The sequence below is a fragment of the Rahnella bonaserana genome, from assembly GCF_019049675.1.
In the GTDB taxonomy this organism is placed as follows: domain Bacteria; phylum Pseudomonadota; class Gammaproteobacteria; order Enterobacterales; family Enterobacteriaceae; genus Rahnella; species Rahnella bonaserana.
In genome coordinates, this window is sequence record NZ_JAFMOW010000067.1 from 372,924 (window position 1) to 387,178 (window position 14,255).

The 14,255-nt window shown below is 52.9% G+C and carries 16 protein-coding genes; 4 read left to right on the forward strand and 12 right to left on the reverse strand.

Going from position 1 to position 14,255, the window contains the following annotated elements; genetic code table 11:
* Positions 1-9: 9 nt before the first annotated feature.
* Genes J1778_RS21160 through J1778_RS21170 form a run of 3 tightly spaced genes read right to left on the reverse strand, consistent with a single transcriptional unit; the run spans position 10 to position 1,069 of the window.
* Complete coding sequence (locus tag J1778_RS21160; RefSeq protein ID WP_047605601.1) at positions 10-309, reverse strand: DUF4312 family protein; 300 nt, start codon at positions 307-309, stop codon at positions 10-12.
* Positions 309-674 (reverse strand): glycine-rich SFCGS family protein, encoded by a 366-nt coding sequence (locus tag J1778_RS21165; protein ID WP_217174833.1) that lies wholly within the window; start codon positions 672-674, stop codon positions 309-311. Before J1778_RS21165 ends, J1778_RS21160 begins: the two co-directional genes overlap by 1 nt.
* Positions 675-718: 44 nt before the next feature.
* Entirely contained in the window at positions 719-1,069 is a 351-nt protein-coding gene (locus tag J1778_RS21170) for a PRD domain-containing protein (protein WP_217174834.1), read from the reverse strand.
* A 398-nt stretch (positions 1,070-1,467) separates the two neighbouring features.
* Here J1778_RS21170 and rnk point away from each other — a divergent pair, with 398 nt between their 5' ends.
* On the forward strand, positions 1,468-1,878 hold the full coding sequence (rnk, locus tag J1778_RS21175) for a nucleoside diphosphate kinase regulator (protein ID WP_217174835.1): 411 nt from the start codon (positions 1,468-1,470) through the stop codon (positions 1,876-1,878).
* Positions 1,879-2,506: 628 nt separating this feature from the next.
* On the opposite strand, the gene cybC is transcribed toward rnk, so the two are convergent.
* Both cybC and pmbA read right to left on the reverse strand, forming a co-directional pair.
* Complete coding sequence (gene cybC, locus J1778_RS21180) at positions 2,507-2,893, reverse strand: cytochrome b562 (RefSeq protein WP_217174836.1); 387 nt, start codon at positions 2,891-2,893, stop codon at positions 2,507-2,509.
* Positions 2,894-3,052: 159 nt separating this feature from the next.
* Positions 3,053-4,393 (reverse strand): metalloprotease PmbA, encoded by a 1,341-nt coding sequence (gene pmbA / locus J1778_RS21185; RefSeq protein WP_217174837.1) that lies wholly within the window; start codon positions 4,391-4,393, stop codon positions 3,053-3,055.
* A 227-nt stretch (positions 4,394-4,620) separates the two neighbouring features.
* On the opposite strand from pmbA, the gene yjgA reads away from it, so the two are divergent.
* A complete protein-coding gene (gene yjgA, locus J1778_RS21190; protein WP_112290437.1) occupies positions 4,621-5,172 on the forward strand; it encodes a ribosome biogenesis factor YjgA in 552 nt (183 codons plus the stop codon).
* A 53-nt stretch (positions 5,173-5,225) separates the two neighbouring features.
* Here yjgA and J1778_RS21195 read toward each other — a convergent pair whose 3' ends face one another.
* The 3 genes from J1778_RS21195 to J1778_RS21205 all read right to left on the reverse strand — a co-directional run bounded on the left by J1778_RS21195 (position 5,226) and on the right by J1778_RS21205 (position 7,552).
* On the reverse strand, positions 5,226-5,519 hold the full coding sequence (locus J1778_RS21195) for a barstar family protein (protein ID WP_112290436.1): 294 nt from the start codon (positions 5,517-5,519) through the stop codon (positions 5,226-5,228).
* 5 nt (positions 5,520-5,524) lie between these two features.
* Positions 5,525-5,974 (reverse strand): ribonuclease domain-containing protein, encoded by a 450-nt coding sequence (locus tag J1778_RS21200; protein ID WP_217174838.1) that lies wholly within the window; start codon positions 5,972-5,974, stop codon positions 5,525-5,527.
* Between the two features lie 117 nt (positions 5,975-6,091).
* Entirely contained in the window at positions 6,092-7,552 is a 1,461-nt protein-coding gene (locus J1778_RS21205) for an NAD-dependent succinate-semialdehyde dehydrogenase (protein ID WP_217174839.1), read from the reverse strand.
* A 185-nt stretch (positions 7,553-7,737) separates the two neighbouring features.
* On the opposite strand from J1778_RS21205, the gene J1778_RS21210 reads away from it, so the two are divergent.
* On the forward strand, positions 7,738-8,319 hold the full coding sequence (locus tag J1778_RS21210; RefSeq protein ID WP_217174840.1) for a maltose acetyltransferase domain-containing protein: 582 nt from the start codon (positions 7,738-7,740) through the stop codon (positions 8,317-8,319).
* A 65-nt stretch (positions 8,320-8,384) separates the two neighbouring features.
* Here J1778_RS21210 and aaeB read toward each other — a convergent pair whose 3' ends face one another.
* From aaeB to aaeX, 3 genes are read right to left on the reverse strand one after another with little or no spacing between them, the layout of a single operon-like run.
* Positions 8,385-10,343 carry a p-hydroxybenzoic acid efflux pump subunit AaeB gene (gene aaeB / locus J1778_RS21215; RefSeq protein ID WP_217174841.1) on the reverse strand — a complete coding sequence of 653 codons (1,959 nt, stop codon included), beginning with the start codon at positions 10,341-10,343 and terminating at the stop codon, positions 8,385-8,387.
* A 10-nt stretch (positions 10,344-10,353) separates the two neighbouring features.
* Positions 10,354-11,289 carry a p-hydroxybenzoic acid efflux pump subunit AaeA gene (aaeA, locus tag J1778_RS21220; protein ID WP_217174842.1) on the reverse strand — a complete coding sequence of 312 codons (936 nt, stop codon included), beginning with the start codon at positions 11,287-11,289 and terminating at the stop codon, positions 10,354-10,356.
* A 7-nt stretch (positions 11,290-11,296) separates the two neighbouring features.
* Positions 11,297-11,500: a p-hydroxybenzoic acid efflux pump operon protein AaeX gene (gene aaeX, locus J1778_RS21225; RefSeq protein WP_120508338.1), complete on the reverse strand. Its 204-nt coding sequence runs from the start codon at positions 11,498-11,500 to the stop codon at positions 11,297-11,299.
* A 274-nt stretch (positions 11,501-11,774) separates the two neighbouring features.
* Between aaeX and aaeR the strand changes: the two genes are divergently transcribed.
* Complete coding sequence (aaeR, locus tag J1778_RS21230; protein WP_217174843.1) at positions 11,775-12,713, forward strand: HTH-type transcriptional activator AaeR; 939 nt, start codon at positions 11,775-11,777, stop codon at positions 12,711-12,713.
* A 57-nt stretch (positions 12,714-12,770) separates the two neighbouring features.
* Here aaeR and tldD read toward each other — a convergent pair whose 3' ends face one another.
* Positions 12,771-14,216, reverse strand: a complete 1,446-nt coding sequence (tldD, locus tag J1778_RS21235; RefSeq protein WP_217174844.1) for a metalloprotease TldD — start codon at positions 14,214-14,216, stop codon at positions 12,771-12,773.
* Positions 14,217-14,255: the final 39 nt, after the last annotated feature.

Here is a 14,255-nt window from a genome sequence, read left to right on the forward strand (position 1 = left end):
CTAACGTTTTTATTTCGTGACAAAAACTACCTGTTCCGTATTAATAACAGTCAGGTTGACGGTAATGTCTAACGCCACGTAATAACTCTTTCTTTCCCTGGCCAGAAAAAAGAACAGAAACTTTTCTCTTTTAACTGACTCTTCTGCCTTTATTACCTTGACGTCCTGCGGTTCAATACGCAGCAAGACATTATTGGCAGAAGATTTGAGAACAGTTCTCTGAACCTGACTCAGTGCGGAAGAAAAGGCGGCAGCCTTATTTTCGCCTTTTCCCTCAACCCGAACTGTCGTGGTTAATTGTTGCTTCATTACGCCTGACCATACTTCTTGTTATAAGCTTCAACCAGGCGCTGACCCAGTTCTTCTTTATCCATAAATCCGAACCCTAATACCAGACAGCCTTCGTTAATTGCCGTGACGCCTTCATCCACTGAACGCATCCCGTATTTGGCTTTATATCCGTATTTGTTTTGTGCGGTAATCGCACCTGCGCCGCCACTGCCGCAGAAGGAAATACCTAAGCTGGCACCTTCCGCTTTCATCACGTCACCGAGTTTCATATCTGCTGCCATACCTGGGACAACAATGGCTTTTCCGCCAGCCGCTTCCACGCCTGCCGCCACTTTCTGGCCTTTACCTAAACGGTCGCCGATCACAACTATTACTTGTCCCATAATTCACATCTCCAGATTAATTAATTCGCTGTATTCTAAAAAAGTTATTTCGGTTCGTTGTCTCTTGCGACTTCAAAATGCACCGAGAGTAAATAGGCTTCCTCAATCGGTAAATTTCCGAACCAGCTGACCACTTCTTCTGCCATTTGCATTGACTCGGCAGAAATTTCATCAAATAAATCTTTCTCGACTTCAGGTAACGGCTCGCCGGTAATGGCGCGTAATACCATGGCTTTTACGTGAGACGTTAACATTTGCAACTGAACATCTGTGGTATAGATATTCTTAGCGCTTTGCATAGTCTGAATATCTTTTAATACTTGCTCTGTTATCGCCGCGGCATCTTTCAATTCAATCCGCCCGGTTCCTTTCACAGATGCGCTTGCGTTATTCACTCGCGATTACCTCTCTCCTTACCTGACTCACTATTTCAGCCGTTTATTTCGTCTGTCTTTACCCTAACTCCGGGAAGATTTCCTGTGTAGTGGGTCTTTTTCCAGTTCGAAGTGGAAATACAATGCGCTGAGCAGATCCAATTCGCATAATGAAAAGTTAAGTCGTCATATCACTGAATATTGCCGCTTGTAGCAGCGTATTTCACTGGTAATCGGAATTTTCGCAATGCGGATTAATTCCCTCACAACGCTTTCATTTCCGCTTAAGAGTGCCTAGTATCAAAGAACACATGCAAATCACTGACACCCCTGCGTTAACCCGCGGGGGTGTTATTTTTTGCCGACCGGCACCCCACTCGCATGAAGCGGGTGATGCGAAAGGAACCACGGAGAATGTTATGAGTAAACCGACACTGATCATCAATGAACTTGACGCAGAACGCCTGGACACACTACTGGCGCAACCTGCTTTTGCCAGCAGCCCGGTCGCTGACGCACTGAATGAAGAGTTGGATCGCGCAGAGATTTTGCCACCCGAGCAAATACCGGCCGACGTGGTTACGATGAACAGCAAGGTTCGCTTTACTGAAGGTAAAGACGGCGAAGAACATATCCGCACACTGGTGTATCCGGCGGCGCTGAAAGACAGCAACGAGCAGTTGTCCGTGATGGCCCCGTTAGGTGCCGCCCTGCTGGGGTTGCGCGTGGGTGGAAGCATCACGTGGGAAATGCCGAATGGCGAGAACAGCCGGATTGAAGTGCTGGAATTGTTGTTTCAGCCAGAGGCGGCTGGGGAATTGAGACGTTAAGGGTTTTCTTTTGCAGAAGCCGCTGCACTGCTTTACTAAAGACCGAGAACATTTCGGTTTCTCACCTGCGGTGATCGCTTAACGCGCAGCGCCGAAACCGCCCAAGAGGGAGAAGTGCTTTCTCCCTCTTGGATCTCCCTCCGCTTTTTACTGCGCGCTATCGCTGGTACAACGGACATGTTCTGCTGCATAGGTGAGTGGCGCAAAATGTCATCGCTGCGCGATTCCCTCATTTCAGGCTTCGAGCCATTGGTCTCGAACCATTCATTCGGTGCCATTTTTGAGCACGCCAATAAACTTATCTAAAAGATGCAAACAATCTGCCGTTGAATTTAAGATCCTACGGGCGATTCAGAAATCTTGCTGAGTGAGAGGTTGCAGACCTTAGGCTGCAATCCCGAAAGGAAGGCACCGCGCAGCGGCAAGATTTCCAGCCTGTCGCGGTGGTATCTGAAACATAGTCAGCGAGCGGAGCGCGCAGTTTAAGACGTGGAGATTCCAAAGAGGGCTCGTCTTAGCCCTCTTTGGTCGGTTTCGGCGCGAGAGGCCGGGTGATCACCGCGTTTGAAAAACCGAAATTTTCATCGCCCGCAGCATTGAGAATGCCGCTCAGACACCGGCCATCTGCTTACTTAAACTTCTTGTGGTTCTCATTCCTTGTCGCCTTAAACCCTTCTGCCTCTTTCTTCGCTTCATCTACCTTGCCCGCTTTAGCCAGCTCTGAAGCTTTATCAATCTGGCCAATCAGCGTATCCAGCCCTTTATGATAATCCTGCATTTCCGGGCTGTCCGGCGCTTTGCCTTTCAGTTTCGGGGGCGTGGCTTTTTTCGCATCTTCCGCAGCGGCTTTCATATTAGCCAGACTGGTCGTCAGTTCGGCCTGATCGCTGGTCTTCAGCACTTTGCTGTAGTTATCAGAAATCGTGTCCATGTCCGTTTCTAAATCTGCTGCCAGTGCCACCGTGCTGCTTCCCAGCATTGCGACTACCGCTAACGCCATCAGTTGTTTACGCATGAGCTTTCTCTCTATTGTTATTTATTTGTTAGATAAAACGACATTGCTTGTAAGGCTTTATAAAAATAGGCTGAGAGAGAGGAAAACGGGATGAATTTTTTGTAAAGAATGGTAGCGGGAGGAGAAGCAGCGATCGGGCGATCGCTGCTTTAAAGGGGATTATTCGCCAGCGATTTTCATTGCCGGTAACAGTACGGAGCCACACTGGATGTTGCTGCGGGTTTCAATATCGCTGCCGATGGCAACCATATTGCGCCACATGTCTTTCAGGTTACCGGCAATGGTAATTTCGCTTACCGGATACTGAATTTCACCGTTCTCGACCCAGAAACCGGCCGCGCCGCGTGAGTAGTCACCGGTGACGCCACTGACGCCCTGCCCCATCAGCTCGGTCACGACCAGACCTTTATCGAGCTTGCGCAGCATACCCGCGAAATCATCCCCCTGACCGGCGATGCGCCAGTTGTGGATGCCGCCTGCGTGGCCGGTGGTTTGCAGACCGAGTTTACGCGCGGAATAGCAGGTCATCAGCCAGCTTTGCAGGATGCCGTCTTTGACAATATCGCGACGTTCGGTGCGCACACCTTCGCTGTCGAACGGCGTCGAAGCCAGGCCCTGCAACAGATGCGGATGTTCTTCGATAGTCAGCCACTCCGGCAGAATTTGCTTGCCGAGGCTGTCGAGCAGAAAGGACGATTTGCGGTAAATGCTGCCGCCGCTGATTGCGCCGACCAGATGTCCGAACAGGCCGGTCGCCACTTCCGAGGCGAACAGCACCGGAGCCTGCATGGTCGGTAATTTACGCGGAGCCAGACGCGATAAGGTGCGGCGTGCGCACTCTGCGCCAACCCATTCAGGGTCTTTCAGGTCGCTCATCTTACGGGCGATGGAATAAGCGTAATCGCGTTCCATGTCGCCTTCATGTTCCGCAATCACGGAGGCGGAAATCGAATGACGCGTCGAGCAATAACTCTGCAACATGCCGTGGCTGTTACCGAAAACGCGGATGCCGTAATGGCTGTTAAAACTGCCGCCTTCGGTATTAGTGATACGCTTGTCAGCCTGCAACGCCGCCTGTTCAGCACGGGCAGCCAGCTCAATGCTGCGATCGGGATCCAGCTCTTCCGGGTGGAATAAATCCAGATCCGGCGCGCCAAACGCCAGCATCTCTTTATCGGCCACGCCCGCGAAGGGATCTGGTGACGTGTAACGGGCGATATCCAGCGCCGCCTGTACAGTACGCGAAATAGCGTCCGGGCTTAAATCGGTGGAAGACGCGCTGCCTTTACGGTTCTGATAATAAACGGTGATGCCCAGTGCGCCGTCGCTGTTGAATTCCACGTTCTCGACTTCACCAAAACGGGTGCTGACGCCGATACCGGTGGTTTTGCTGACCGCCACTTCTGCGGCATCTGAACCCGCTTTCGCCAGTTCCAGAGCCTGAGATACGGCCTGTTCCAGAGTTTTACGCTGCTGCGCTACTTGATTCACTACGTTCATCGGCATGTCATCGCTTATGAGATAAAAGGGATTGTTCTACACTGGTATTGAGAAACTTATACCTTTGAGTCTAACAGAGACTCGCCACAATTTCGCATTACCTCCGGCGTTGTTATGCCCAAAGTTGCAACAGAACATGGATGTATGGGGCATAACCCTGCATAATGCCGCCGAAGCAATAAAGCACAATCAAACTGACAGGATTACCTCGTTAAGAGGAAGCGCCCATGACAAAGAAAATTGACGACTGGCACGATGACGTTCCCGAAACCAACGAGAACGAAGATGAAGAAGAAATCATCTGGGTCAGTAAAAGTGAAATCAAACGTGACGCCGAGGCGCTGAAAGATCTCGGTGCAGAAATGGTTGAGCTGGGTAAAAACTCGCTGGACAAACTGCCGCTGGATGACGATCTGCGCGCTGCGATCGACTTAGCGCAGAAGATCAAGAAAGAAGGCCGCCGCCGTCAGCTTCAGCTGATCGGTAAAATGCTGCGTTCCCGCGATGTCGAGCCAATCCAGACTGCACTGGATAAACTGAAAAACCGCCACAACCAGCAGGTTTCGCTGTTCCATAAACTGGAAATGCTACGTGACCGTCTGGTTGAAGAAGGTGATGATGCGATCCCGCCGGTGCTGGAACTGTATCCGGAGGCTGACCGCCAGCAGCTGCGTGCGCTAATCCGCAACGCACAGAAAGAGAAAGCTGCGAATAAGCCGCCGAAATCTTACCGCCAGATCTTCCAGTATCTGCGCGAACTGGCTGAAGGTCAGGACTAAAAAAAACCAAAACCCGCCTTTTTACATAACAGAAAATGGCGGGTTTTTTCTTTTCAGCCTTTGGCCTTTACTGCCGGTTTCTCCAGCAGATTCAGCCGCAGATCCCCTTCCAGCTCTTCTTCAGCTTCTTCAAATAAAAGAATCAGCGCGCCGAAACGCCGCTTGCGGCTGGCATTCAGATTAATGAAATCTATCTCAACCGGCAGCGCAATCCCGCCTGTCACCTCATCCCAGAGTGCATCCAGATTCGCACCGAAGCTGTCGGTCAGACCAAACTGACGGACAAACTCGGCGTAGAATGCGGGTAAATCCGGGATGTGATTAAAATCGAAGCTCACTTTATTCATCGACATTACTCCACCCGAACGAAGTTCTGATAATGGTCTTTACTGACGTAAATCAGCCCGTCGCTGGCAAACAGCACGCGGTCTGCTCCGCGACGCCCGCAGCGATAGTTGATATCCGCCTCACGCCATACCCGTTTATTGGCCGATGGCAGACGACCTTCCCGGTTTGAGAAACGGTCGCCACCGATGGCTTTGCCCGGCAACACATCACAGAGGTTGCCGGAACGCGCATCCCAGCCCGCTTCACGCGCCTTTTTCTTGGTGATGTAATTATCAGGCAATCTGTGATTCTGGCGCAAATAACTCACCACGGATTGTTCATCGGTGCCCGCAACGATTGTGCCCTGGTTGTATGTCGATTTCGCGACAACCTGCCCCGCGCCCCCGCACAGCCCGACAATCACAGCCGCAGCCATCATCAGACTGCGCGCACGCAGCCAGTTAAATGCCTTCATTGACGTCCTTTTTTGTAGCCAGTTTTTTGTAGCCAGTTTTTGTAGCCAAATAACGGTAGCCAGAATGAATCTGTTCCTGTTTATTGTTTCTCAAAAAGCGATTTCTGGAAAGCTGACTTAAAGATTTCCCAGATGCAGCGTTTTCACCTGCAGATATTCTTCCAGCCCCAGCACCGAGCCTTCACGCCCCAGACCGGATTCTTTCACCCCGCCAAACGGCGCGGCCTCGTTGGAAATCGCACACTCGTTTATCCCGATCATGCCGCTTTCAATTGCATCAGCCACGCGGAAAATACGTTGCAGATTCTGACTATAGAAATAGGCCGCCAGCCCGAAAGGTGTGTCGTTGGCGCGTTTAATCACTTCGTCTTCCGTTTTGAAACGGAAACAGGCCGCCAGCGGTCCGAAGGTTTCTTCGTGCGCCACTTTCATGTCGTCGGTGGCGTCAATAATCACCGTCGGCTGGAAGAAGTTGCCGCCAAGTTTATGTCGCTCACCACCTTCCATCAGTTTCGCCCCCTTCTCCAGCGCGTCCTTGACGTGTTCTTCGACTTTCTCCAGCCCCTGAATGTTAATCAGCGGCCCTACGGTCACACCTTCGTCCATGCCATTACCGACTTTCAGTTTGCGCACTTCCTCCGTCAGACGTGAGGTGAAGGCGTCATAGACGCCGTCCTGCACGTAGATGCGGTTGATACACACGCAAACCTGTCCGGTGTTACGGAATTTACAGGTAATGGCGCCCTTTACCGCGGCTTCAATATCCGCATCATCAAACACGATATACGGCGCGTTACCACCCAATTCCATCGACACCTTTTTCATGGTGTCAGCGCTGTTACGCACCAGCGTTTTGCCGATTTCTGTAGAACCGGTGAAGGACACTTTGCGCACCGCGTCACTGGCCATAATCACTTCGCTGATGGCGCTTGTATCGCCCGCCACGCCGTTGATCACGCCATCGGGAACACCCGCATCCTTTGCCAGCTGCAGCAGAGCAAACGCCGAGAGCGGCGTATTACTGGCGGGTTTGATGAGGCCGGTACAGCCCGCGGCCAGTGCCGGACCGAGTTTGCGGGTCAGCATCGCCAGCGGGAAATTCCACGGCGTAATCGCCGCCACCACGCCGACCGGTTCGCGTGTCGCCAGAATGCGCGAGCCCGGTTTAGCCGGAGGAATGATTTCCCCGTTGGCGCGCTTGGCCTCTTCACTGAACCATTGCAGATAGCTTGCGGCGTAATCGACTTCGCCCAGCGCCTCTTTCAGCGGCTTGCCCTGTTCAGCCACCATCAGCTCGCCGAGAAACTGTTTGTTTTCCAGCATCAGTTCATACCAGCGGTGCAAAATTTCGGAGCGTTCTTTGGCGGTGGTTTTGCGCCAGGCTGGGAAAGCATCACTGGCGGCTTTGACGGCGGCTTCCGTTTCCGTCTTTCCGGCTTTTGATACTTTGGCGACCACATCGCCCGTCGCCGGATCCAGCACATCGAAGGTGTTTTTGGCCTCAAGCCATTTTCCGCCGACAAAATAGCCGGTCTTAAATAAGGGATGCGCAGAGAGTTTATGAGATTGGGCTGACATGAGGATCCTCCTAATTTATGCCGTTTTAAGCGATCTATTCAGTAAGTATAGCGGCTTGAGCAGAAGCGTCAGTCAGACAGCACTGAGAGACACAGATCGCAAAGTGAATTGTCATACGTTCACAATTTTCACACCCCTCAGTAAACTGCAGTGAACTCCACCCCATTTTTACAAAGGAAGAAGGCATGTCGACGCGCGAAAAAATGAATATCGGTGAACTCTACACAGACATGGGCGAAGGGTTGCCGGAGGAACGGCGTGCGGGAAAAGAGCGGGTGTACGATTACAACCTGACCCGTCCCTCAGAAGAAGAAAAACGCCAGCGGATGCTGAAAGACATCATGGGCAGTCTGGGCGATAACGGCTGGATTGAGCCGCCGCTGCGTGTCGCGTATGGCACCCATATTCATATCGGCAATAACTTCTACGCCAATTTCAATCTCACGGTGGTGGACGATGCTACCGTTACAATCGGTGATAACGTGATGATTGCGCCGAACGTCACCCTGGCGACAGCCGGTCACCCAATCGACCCGGAAATCCGCGCCACCGGACAGCAATTCTCCCTGCCGATTGTCATTGAAGATAACGTCTGGCTGGGCACCGGAGTGATGGTAAATCCGGGCGTGACAATCGGGCGCAACAGCGTGATTGGTGCGGGCAGCGTGGTGACAAAGTCCATTCCCGCCGGTGTGGTCGCGGCTGGCGTACCGTGCCGGGTAATACGCCCGATTACCGCCGCTGACCGTGAAACATTCACGAAATAATGCCCTGATATAGGCGATAAAAAAGGCCGGAGCTTTTAAACACCGGCCTTTATTTTAACGGGCAATTACGCCACAAACGCATGCTGATAACGATGGAGCATTTCTGTCAGACGTCGCACCGGCTCGGTGACTTTCAGAGGCGCGTCGTAATCGACCAGCTTTTGCTGATACTCACCCAGCTCTTTCAGCAGACGCTGATAATAGTAAGTCCGCTTACCTTCGCCTGACGCCGAAACCACATGATCAGCGGTGTTACGGATTTTCTTGTGGAACGCCGACAGCTCATCATTCACCGGTACTTCGGCCAGTTTCATGCGCTGGTGAGCGATAATCAGCATCAGCGCCAGACGGTATTTACCGATGTCATTCGGGAACATCACCAGCAGTTGATTGAGCTGATGGTAAAGCGCCGGAAGGTGGTTTTCACGACGACGATACGCCTTGGTGGTCAGCGCCGAAACCGCACTGCTCATAAAACGGTTCAGCAATGTACGCCCGGTTTTATCGCGGGATTTATCGCGAATAATCAGCAACACCGCCATCGCAATCACCGTACCAATCGCCTGCCCCAGCGCATTGTCGAGAAAAGACGTCACGTTAAATTTCATCGGATTACTGAGCACCAGAATATTGATGGTGCCCGCCAGCAAACCGAGCATACCGAGACGACGCTTGGTGACTTCTATACCGATAAAGAAGGTGAAAATCCCCAGCATCAGACACAGCAGGAACAGACTTTGCTGCGTCGAAGGCATGATCAACATAAACATCATCGAGCCGACCGGGATCGCCAGCAACATGCCGACGATAAAGTCCATCGCCATGCCTTTCGGGTTCGGGGTACGCATCGCCAGCGAGGTCACCACGGCAATAATAATCACGCAGCCGCTGGCTGAGGTCCAGCCGGTCCATAACCACATCAGGCAACCAATCGCCGTCGCGGTAAACGTACGCAGGCCGTTGATCAGCGCATGGTGACGTTCTGCCGACACCGGACGAATCACCACTTCACCTTCCAGCACGCCACTTTCAATACTGCTGATGCTGCTGTTGGTCTGAACGCCTTTCATCAGCAACAGCGCACGCGTTCCGGCGCCGGTCCAGGCACTGAGCGTCACCAGCACGTTATCGCTGTGCATTCCGGTAATCATCTGGCGCAGCTGTTTCAGGCGGCGGTGAACATCGGCAACGGTGTCTGCCGGTTCTGCAAACAGCGCTTTAAGTTCAGGAGACAACCTTTCCGGCGTGTCTTGCATAATCAGGTAGGTTTCACAGGCCTGGGTGATCATACTCAGCGAAGTGCTGTGCAGCGCTTTCAGACGCTGGTTGCAGCGCTGCCAGCGCGAGGATTCCATCATCAGACTGCCGCGCATACCGTTAAGCGCCGTGGTGCTTTTCACCAGGTTATTCCAGGACTTATCGATGTCTTCTTTCGTCCCGATATTTACGCAAATCCGCATCAGCGCAAACTGATCCAACATCAGCTGACTGACGGCGCGGTCGATATCTTTTTTGATTGAACGGGGAGAAAACAGCAGGTCAGCCACGATGGCGCAACAAATCCCGATAACAATTTCACTGCAACGCTCGACGGCAAACTGCGGTGTCTGTAACGGTGCGCTGGCGGATGTCACCACGATAATCAGCGCGGTATAACCGGCCAGCCCCAGCGCATACGAGTTCTCGATACGCACCAGCGAAGACCACCAGGTGCAGACGCCTGCCCAGATACAGCATAAAAGCAGCATCACGACCGGCGCACGGGCGGTGGCGATAACAATCACCAGCGCCGCGATACAGCCGATGAAAGTCCCGATAACACGCAGGAAACCACGGTGACGAATAGCACCGGCAAAGGGTTCACCGCCGGCCACCAGCGCAGGGCCGGAGGTCACAATGGCGGCGGTCATGGCCGACCAGCGCGGTGTCTCAAGTTGCAGATAGAACCCGAGAACCAGAGCGCCGAGGATCGCGAACGTCAGCTTGCAGGCAAAACGTATGCGCGGGATAAGTACGCTATTCATCTTTCCGGCCTTAACCAAACTCTCTCAGGCGATGCAGGAGACGAAGGAACGGAGAACCTTCATCTTGCTTACGGTCATGCTGACCCGTGATAACCACGGTCGCGGTCGTCCCTGCCGGATATGGATGCTGCTGGTCTTCATCATCGAGCAGGATCTTCACCGGCACGCGCTGCGCCAGACGCACCCATTCGAGGTTGCTGTCGATGGTCGCCAGACCATTGGTTGCGGCTGAGGAAGAGCTGTTGGTGACCGCAGCGGCCACGCTGTCGACGGTACCATGCATGATGCGGTTACTGCCCAGCGGGGTGATTTCCGCACGGTCGCCTTTTTTCAGGCCCGGCAGTTTGGTTTCTTCCAGATAGGCGAGAATGTAGAACGAATTTTTCTTCACCAGCGCCACGGCTGTCGAACCACGGTTGATGTAGTTACCCGGATGTACGGTCAGGTTAGTGACCCAGCCGTCGGCTGGCGCAACCACGACAGTACGTTCGAGATCCAGCACTGCCAGATCACGTGCCGCCTGCGCTTTTGCCAGCTGATGTTCAGCGGTTTGCAGCACGTTATTGGCCTGATCGATTTCTTCCTGCGACATGGCCTGCACGCCCAGTTTTACACGACGTCCGGCTTCGCGTTTTTTCTCTGCCGCCAGCGCCTGATAATACGCGACGTCAGCGCTGGCTTCGTCCAGCGCCTGCTGATAGCGCGGCTGGTCGATTTTGAACAGCACCTGGCCTTTCTTCACCAGCTGGTTATCGACCACGGGCACATCCGTAATCAGACCGGTGACGTCGGGCGCGATAGACACGATATCAGCGGTAAATTTGGCATCACGGGTCCACGGAGATTCGGTATAGAACGCCCAGGCTTTGAAAATTGCGATGACAGCCAGCACGACCAGAATCAACGTTATTGCATAACGTATTATTTTTATAGAGAAATTTTTCACAACGCCCTCAGACGAACAAGCAGGAGATCAGGTAGAAAAGACAGCAGTATAAAGCTGTGTTGAACAACGCCGGATGCCAGACAAAGTCATAAATACCGGTGGGCTGTAACACGCGTCGCAGCAGGAAAAATACGACCAGCGCCAGCAGTATTTCAAAAAACACCGGAGGAAACGACAATCCGAAAATCACCATTACCGGAAGCAAACTCATCAAAAAATCCTTACATTATTACGACGGACAAACACGTATCGTCCCGCGCACGCATTATTCATTATTTTAGGCAACGGCACGCGACCCCGGAGGAAAATAATTCAACGGGAGCAGATCAATGAAGCCGTGGAGTTGCCAGGGAAGTGTGCGAAAGTAAGCATTATGTCAGGAATACTGAAACCTGAGCATTATCGCCCGGAAGGGTATATTAGCGTGCTTATTATCAAGTAATCAACGTTCCGTGATCTAAATCACTTTTAAGCCAGAGTTAACAATGGACCGATTAAAACGCATGTCGATTTTCGCTCAGGTGGTGGAAAGCGGTTCTTTTACTGCCGCTGCAAGACGCCTCGACATGAGCGTTTCCGCCATCAGTCAGACGATTTCAAAGCTGGAAAATGAGTTACAAATCAAATTATTAAATCGCAGCACCCGCAGTATTGGTCTGACGGAAGCGGGCAAGCTTTACTATCAGGGTTGCCGGAAAATGCTGCACGATGTGCGTGAAGTGCATGAACAATTATACGCCTTCAACAACACCCCGACAGGGACATTGCGCATCGGCAGTTCATCAACAATGGCACAAAATGTTCTTGCTGCGATGACCGCCGAAATGCTCAGCGAATACCCCGGCCTGACGGTGAATCTTGTGACCGGCATACCCGCGCCCGATTTAATCGCCGACGGGCTGGACGTAGTGATCCGCGTCGGCGCGTTACAGGATTCCAGCCTGTTCTGCACCCGCTTAGGCTCAATGCCAATGGTGGTATGTGCGGCGCGCAGTTATCTGGCGCAGCACGGCACGCCGGAAAAGCCCGCCGATATGGTGAATTTCTCGTGGCTGGAATACAGCGTGCGTCCCGACAGTGAATTTGAGCTGATCGCCCCTGAGGGCATTTCGACCCGCATTACACCGCAAGGCCGCTTCGTCACCAACGATTCACAAACCATGATCCGCTGGCTGAAAGCCGGTGTAGGTATCGCCTATGTGCCGCTGATGTGGGTGATTGAGGAAATTAACGCAGGCGAAGTGGAGATTTTGTTCAGAAGCTATCAGTCCGATCCGCGACCGGTCTACGCGCTGTATACCGAAAAGGACAAACTGCCGCTAAAGGTGCAGGTCTGCATTGATTATCTGTCGGATTATTTCAAACGGGTCAGCAAGGTTTATCAGGGCTACCGGCAGGGGAAAAAGGGGGCCCAGTGGAGTTGAGTTCGTCTCTAAACAAAACTCCACCTGACCTCCCCTTTTACAAGGGCAGGAAAAAATTTAAGCAGTACCACCCACCGTCAGATTATCCAGTTTCAGGGTTGGCTGACCGACCCCGACCGGCAAACTCTGACCTTCTTTACCGCATACACCAACGCCTTTATCGAGCGCCAGATCGTTACCGACCATAGAAATCTGCTGCATGGCTTCAATCCCGGAGCCAATCAGCGTCGCGCCTTTCACCGGTTTGGTGATGCGGCCTTTTTCGATCAGATAGGCTTCTGAAGTCGAGAACACAAATTTACCCGACGTGATATCCACCTGACCGCCGCCGAAGTTTGGCGCATAAAGACCAAATTCCACGCTGCTGATGATATCTTCCGGTGTCGATTTCCCGGCCAGCATGTAGGTGTTGGTCATACGTGGCATCGGCAAATGCGCATAAGACTCACGGCGGCCGTTACCGGTCGGTGCAACACCCATCAGGCGCGCATTGAGTTTGTCCTGCATGTAACCTTTAAGCACACCGTTTTCGATCAGTACGTTGTACTGCCCCGGCACACCTTCATCGTCAATCGCCAGTGAACCGCGCAGATCCGGCATGGTGCCGTCATCGACAACGGTACAGAGTTCAGACGCCACCAGTTTGCCCATCTGACCGCTAAATACTGAGGTGCCGCGACGGTTGAAATCGCCTTCCAGACCGTGACCTACCGCTTCGTGCAACAGCACGCCAGGCCAGCCTGCGCCGAGCACTACCGGCATGCCGCCAGCCGGAGCGGCCACTGCGGTCAGGTTCAGCAGCGCCATACGCACGGCGTCACGGGCAAAAGCTTCGGCACGGACTTCGCCGTTCACCGTTTCCAGGAAGTAGTCATAACCGACACGGCCGCCGCCGCCGCTTGAGCCGCGCTCACGGCGTCCGTCCTGTTCGACCAGAACGCTGACAGACAAACGCACCAGCGGACGGATATCCGCCGCCAGCGTGCCATCCGTCGCCGCAACCAGCACGGTTTCGTACACGCCGGTAATGCTGGCACTGACTTCCTGCACGCGCTTATCTGCCGCACGGGCAATTTTGTCTACGCGGTGCAGCAGGTCGATTTTCGCTTCACGCGGCAGGCTTTGCAGCGGATCCAGCGGAGAATAAAGAGATTTGTACGCAATTTCGCCCAGCGTATGGGCTTTGCCATTGCCCTGCTCGCGAACAATGCTGCGGGCCGCGGTGGCGCTGAGATTCAGGGCATTCAGGGTAATCTGGTCAGCATAGGCGAAACCGGTTTTTTCACCGCTTACCGCACGGACGCCGACGCCCTGATCGATATTGTAAGAACCATCTTTGATGATGCTGTCTTCGATAACCCAGGCTTCATGGAAACTGGACTGGAAAAAGAGATCGGCATAATCGAGACGACGTTCTGACAACTGGCCCAAAACGGAAAACAGATCCTGATGACTCAGATTATTAGCAGTTAGTAACTGCTCACTGACTAAGGCCAGACTCATAGATGTTCACTCTCTTTTTAGACGAAAATCCGGCGGGCT

Coding starts and splice junctions, on each gene's coding strand:
- aaeR (WP_217174843.1), top strand. CDS start 11,775: ATGGACCGATTAAAACGCATGTCGATTTTCGCTCAGGTGGTGGAAAGC.
- pmbA (WP_217174837.1), bottom strand. CDS start 4,393: ATGAACGTAGTGAATCAAGTAGCGCAGCAGCGTAAAACTCTGGAACAG.
- J1778_RS21205 (WP_217174839.1), bottom strand. CDS start 7,552: ATGTCAGCCCAATCTCATAAACTCTCTGCGCATCCCTTATTTAAGACC.
- J1778_RS21200 (WP_217174838.1), bottom strand. CDS start 5,974: ATGAAGGCATTTAACTGGCTGCGTGCGCGCAGTCTGATGATGGCTGCG.
- J1778_RS21165 (WP_217174833.1), bottom strand. CDS start 674: ATGGGACAAGTAATAGTTGTGATCGGCGACCGTTTAGGTAAAGGCCAG.
- yjgA (WP_112290437.1), top strand. CDS start 4,621: ATGACAAAGAAAATTGACGACTGGCACGATGACGTTCCCGAAACCAAC.
- aaeX (WP_120508338.1), bottom strand. CDS start 11,500: ATGAGTTTGCTTCCGGTAATGGTGATTTTCGGATTGTCGTTTCCTCCG.
- rnk (WP_217174835.1), top strand. CDS start 1,468: ATGAGTAAACCGACACTGATCATCAATGAACTTGACGCAGAACGCCTG.
- aaeB (WP_217174841.1), bottom strand. CDS start 10,343: ATGAATAGCGTACTTATCCCGCGCATACGTTTTGCCTGCAAGCTGACG.
- J1778_RS21160 (WP_047605601.1), bottom strand. CDS start 309: ATGAAGCAACAATTAACCACGACAGTTCGGGTTGAGGGAAAAGGCGAA.
- tldD (WP_217174844.1), bottom strand. CDS start 14,216: ATGAGTCTGGCCTTAGTCAGTGAGCAGTTACTAACTGCTAATAATCTG.
- J1778_RS21195 (WP_112290436.1), bottom strand. CDS start 5,519: ATGAATAAAGTGAGCTTCGATTTTAATCACATCCCGGATTTACCCGCA.
- cybC (WP_217174836.1), bottom strand. CDS start 2,893: ATGCGTAAACAACTGATGGCGTTAGCGGTAGTCGCAATGCTGGGAAGC.
- J1778_RS21210 (WP_217174840.1), top strand. CDS start 7,738: ATGTCGACGCGCGAAAAAATGAATATCGGTGAACTCTACACAGACATG.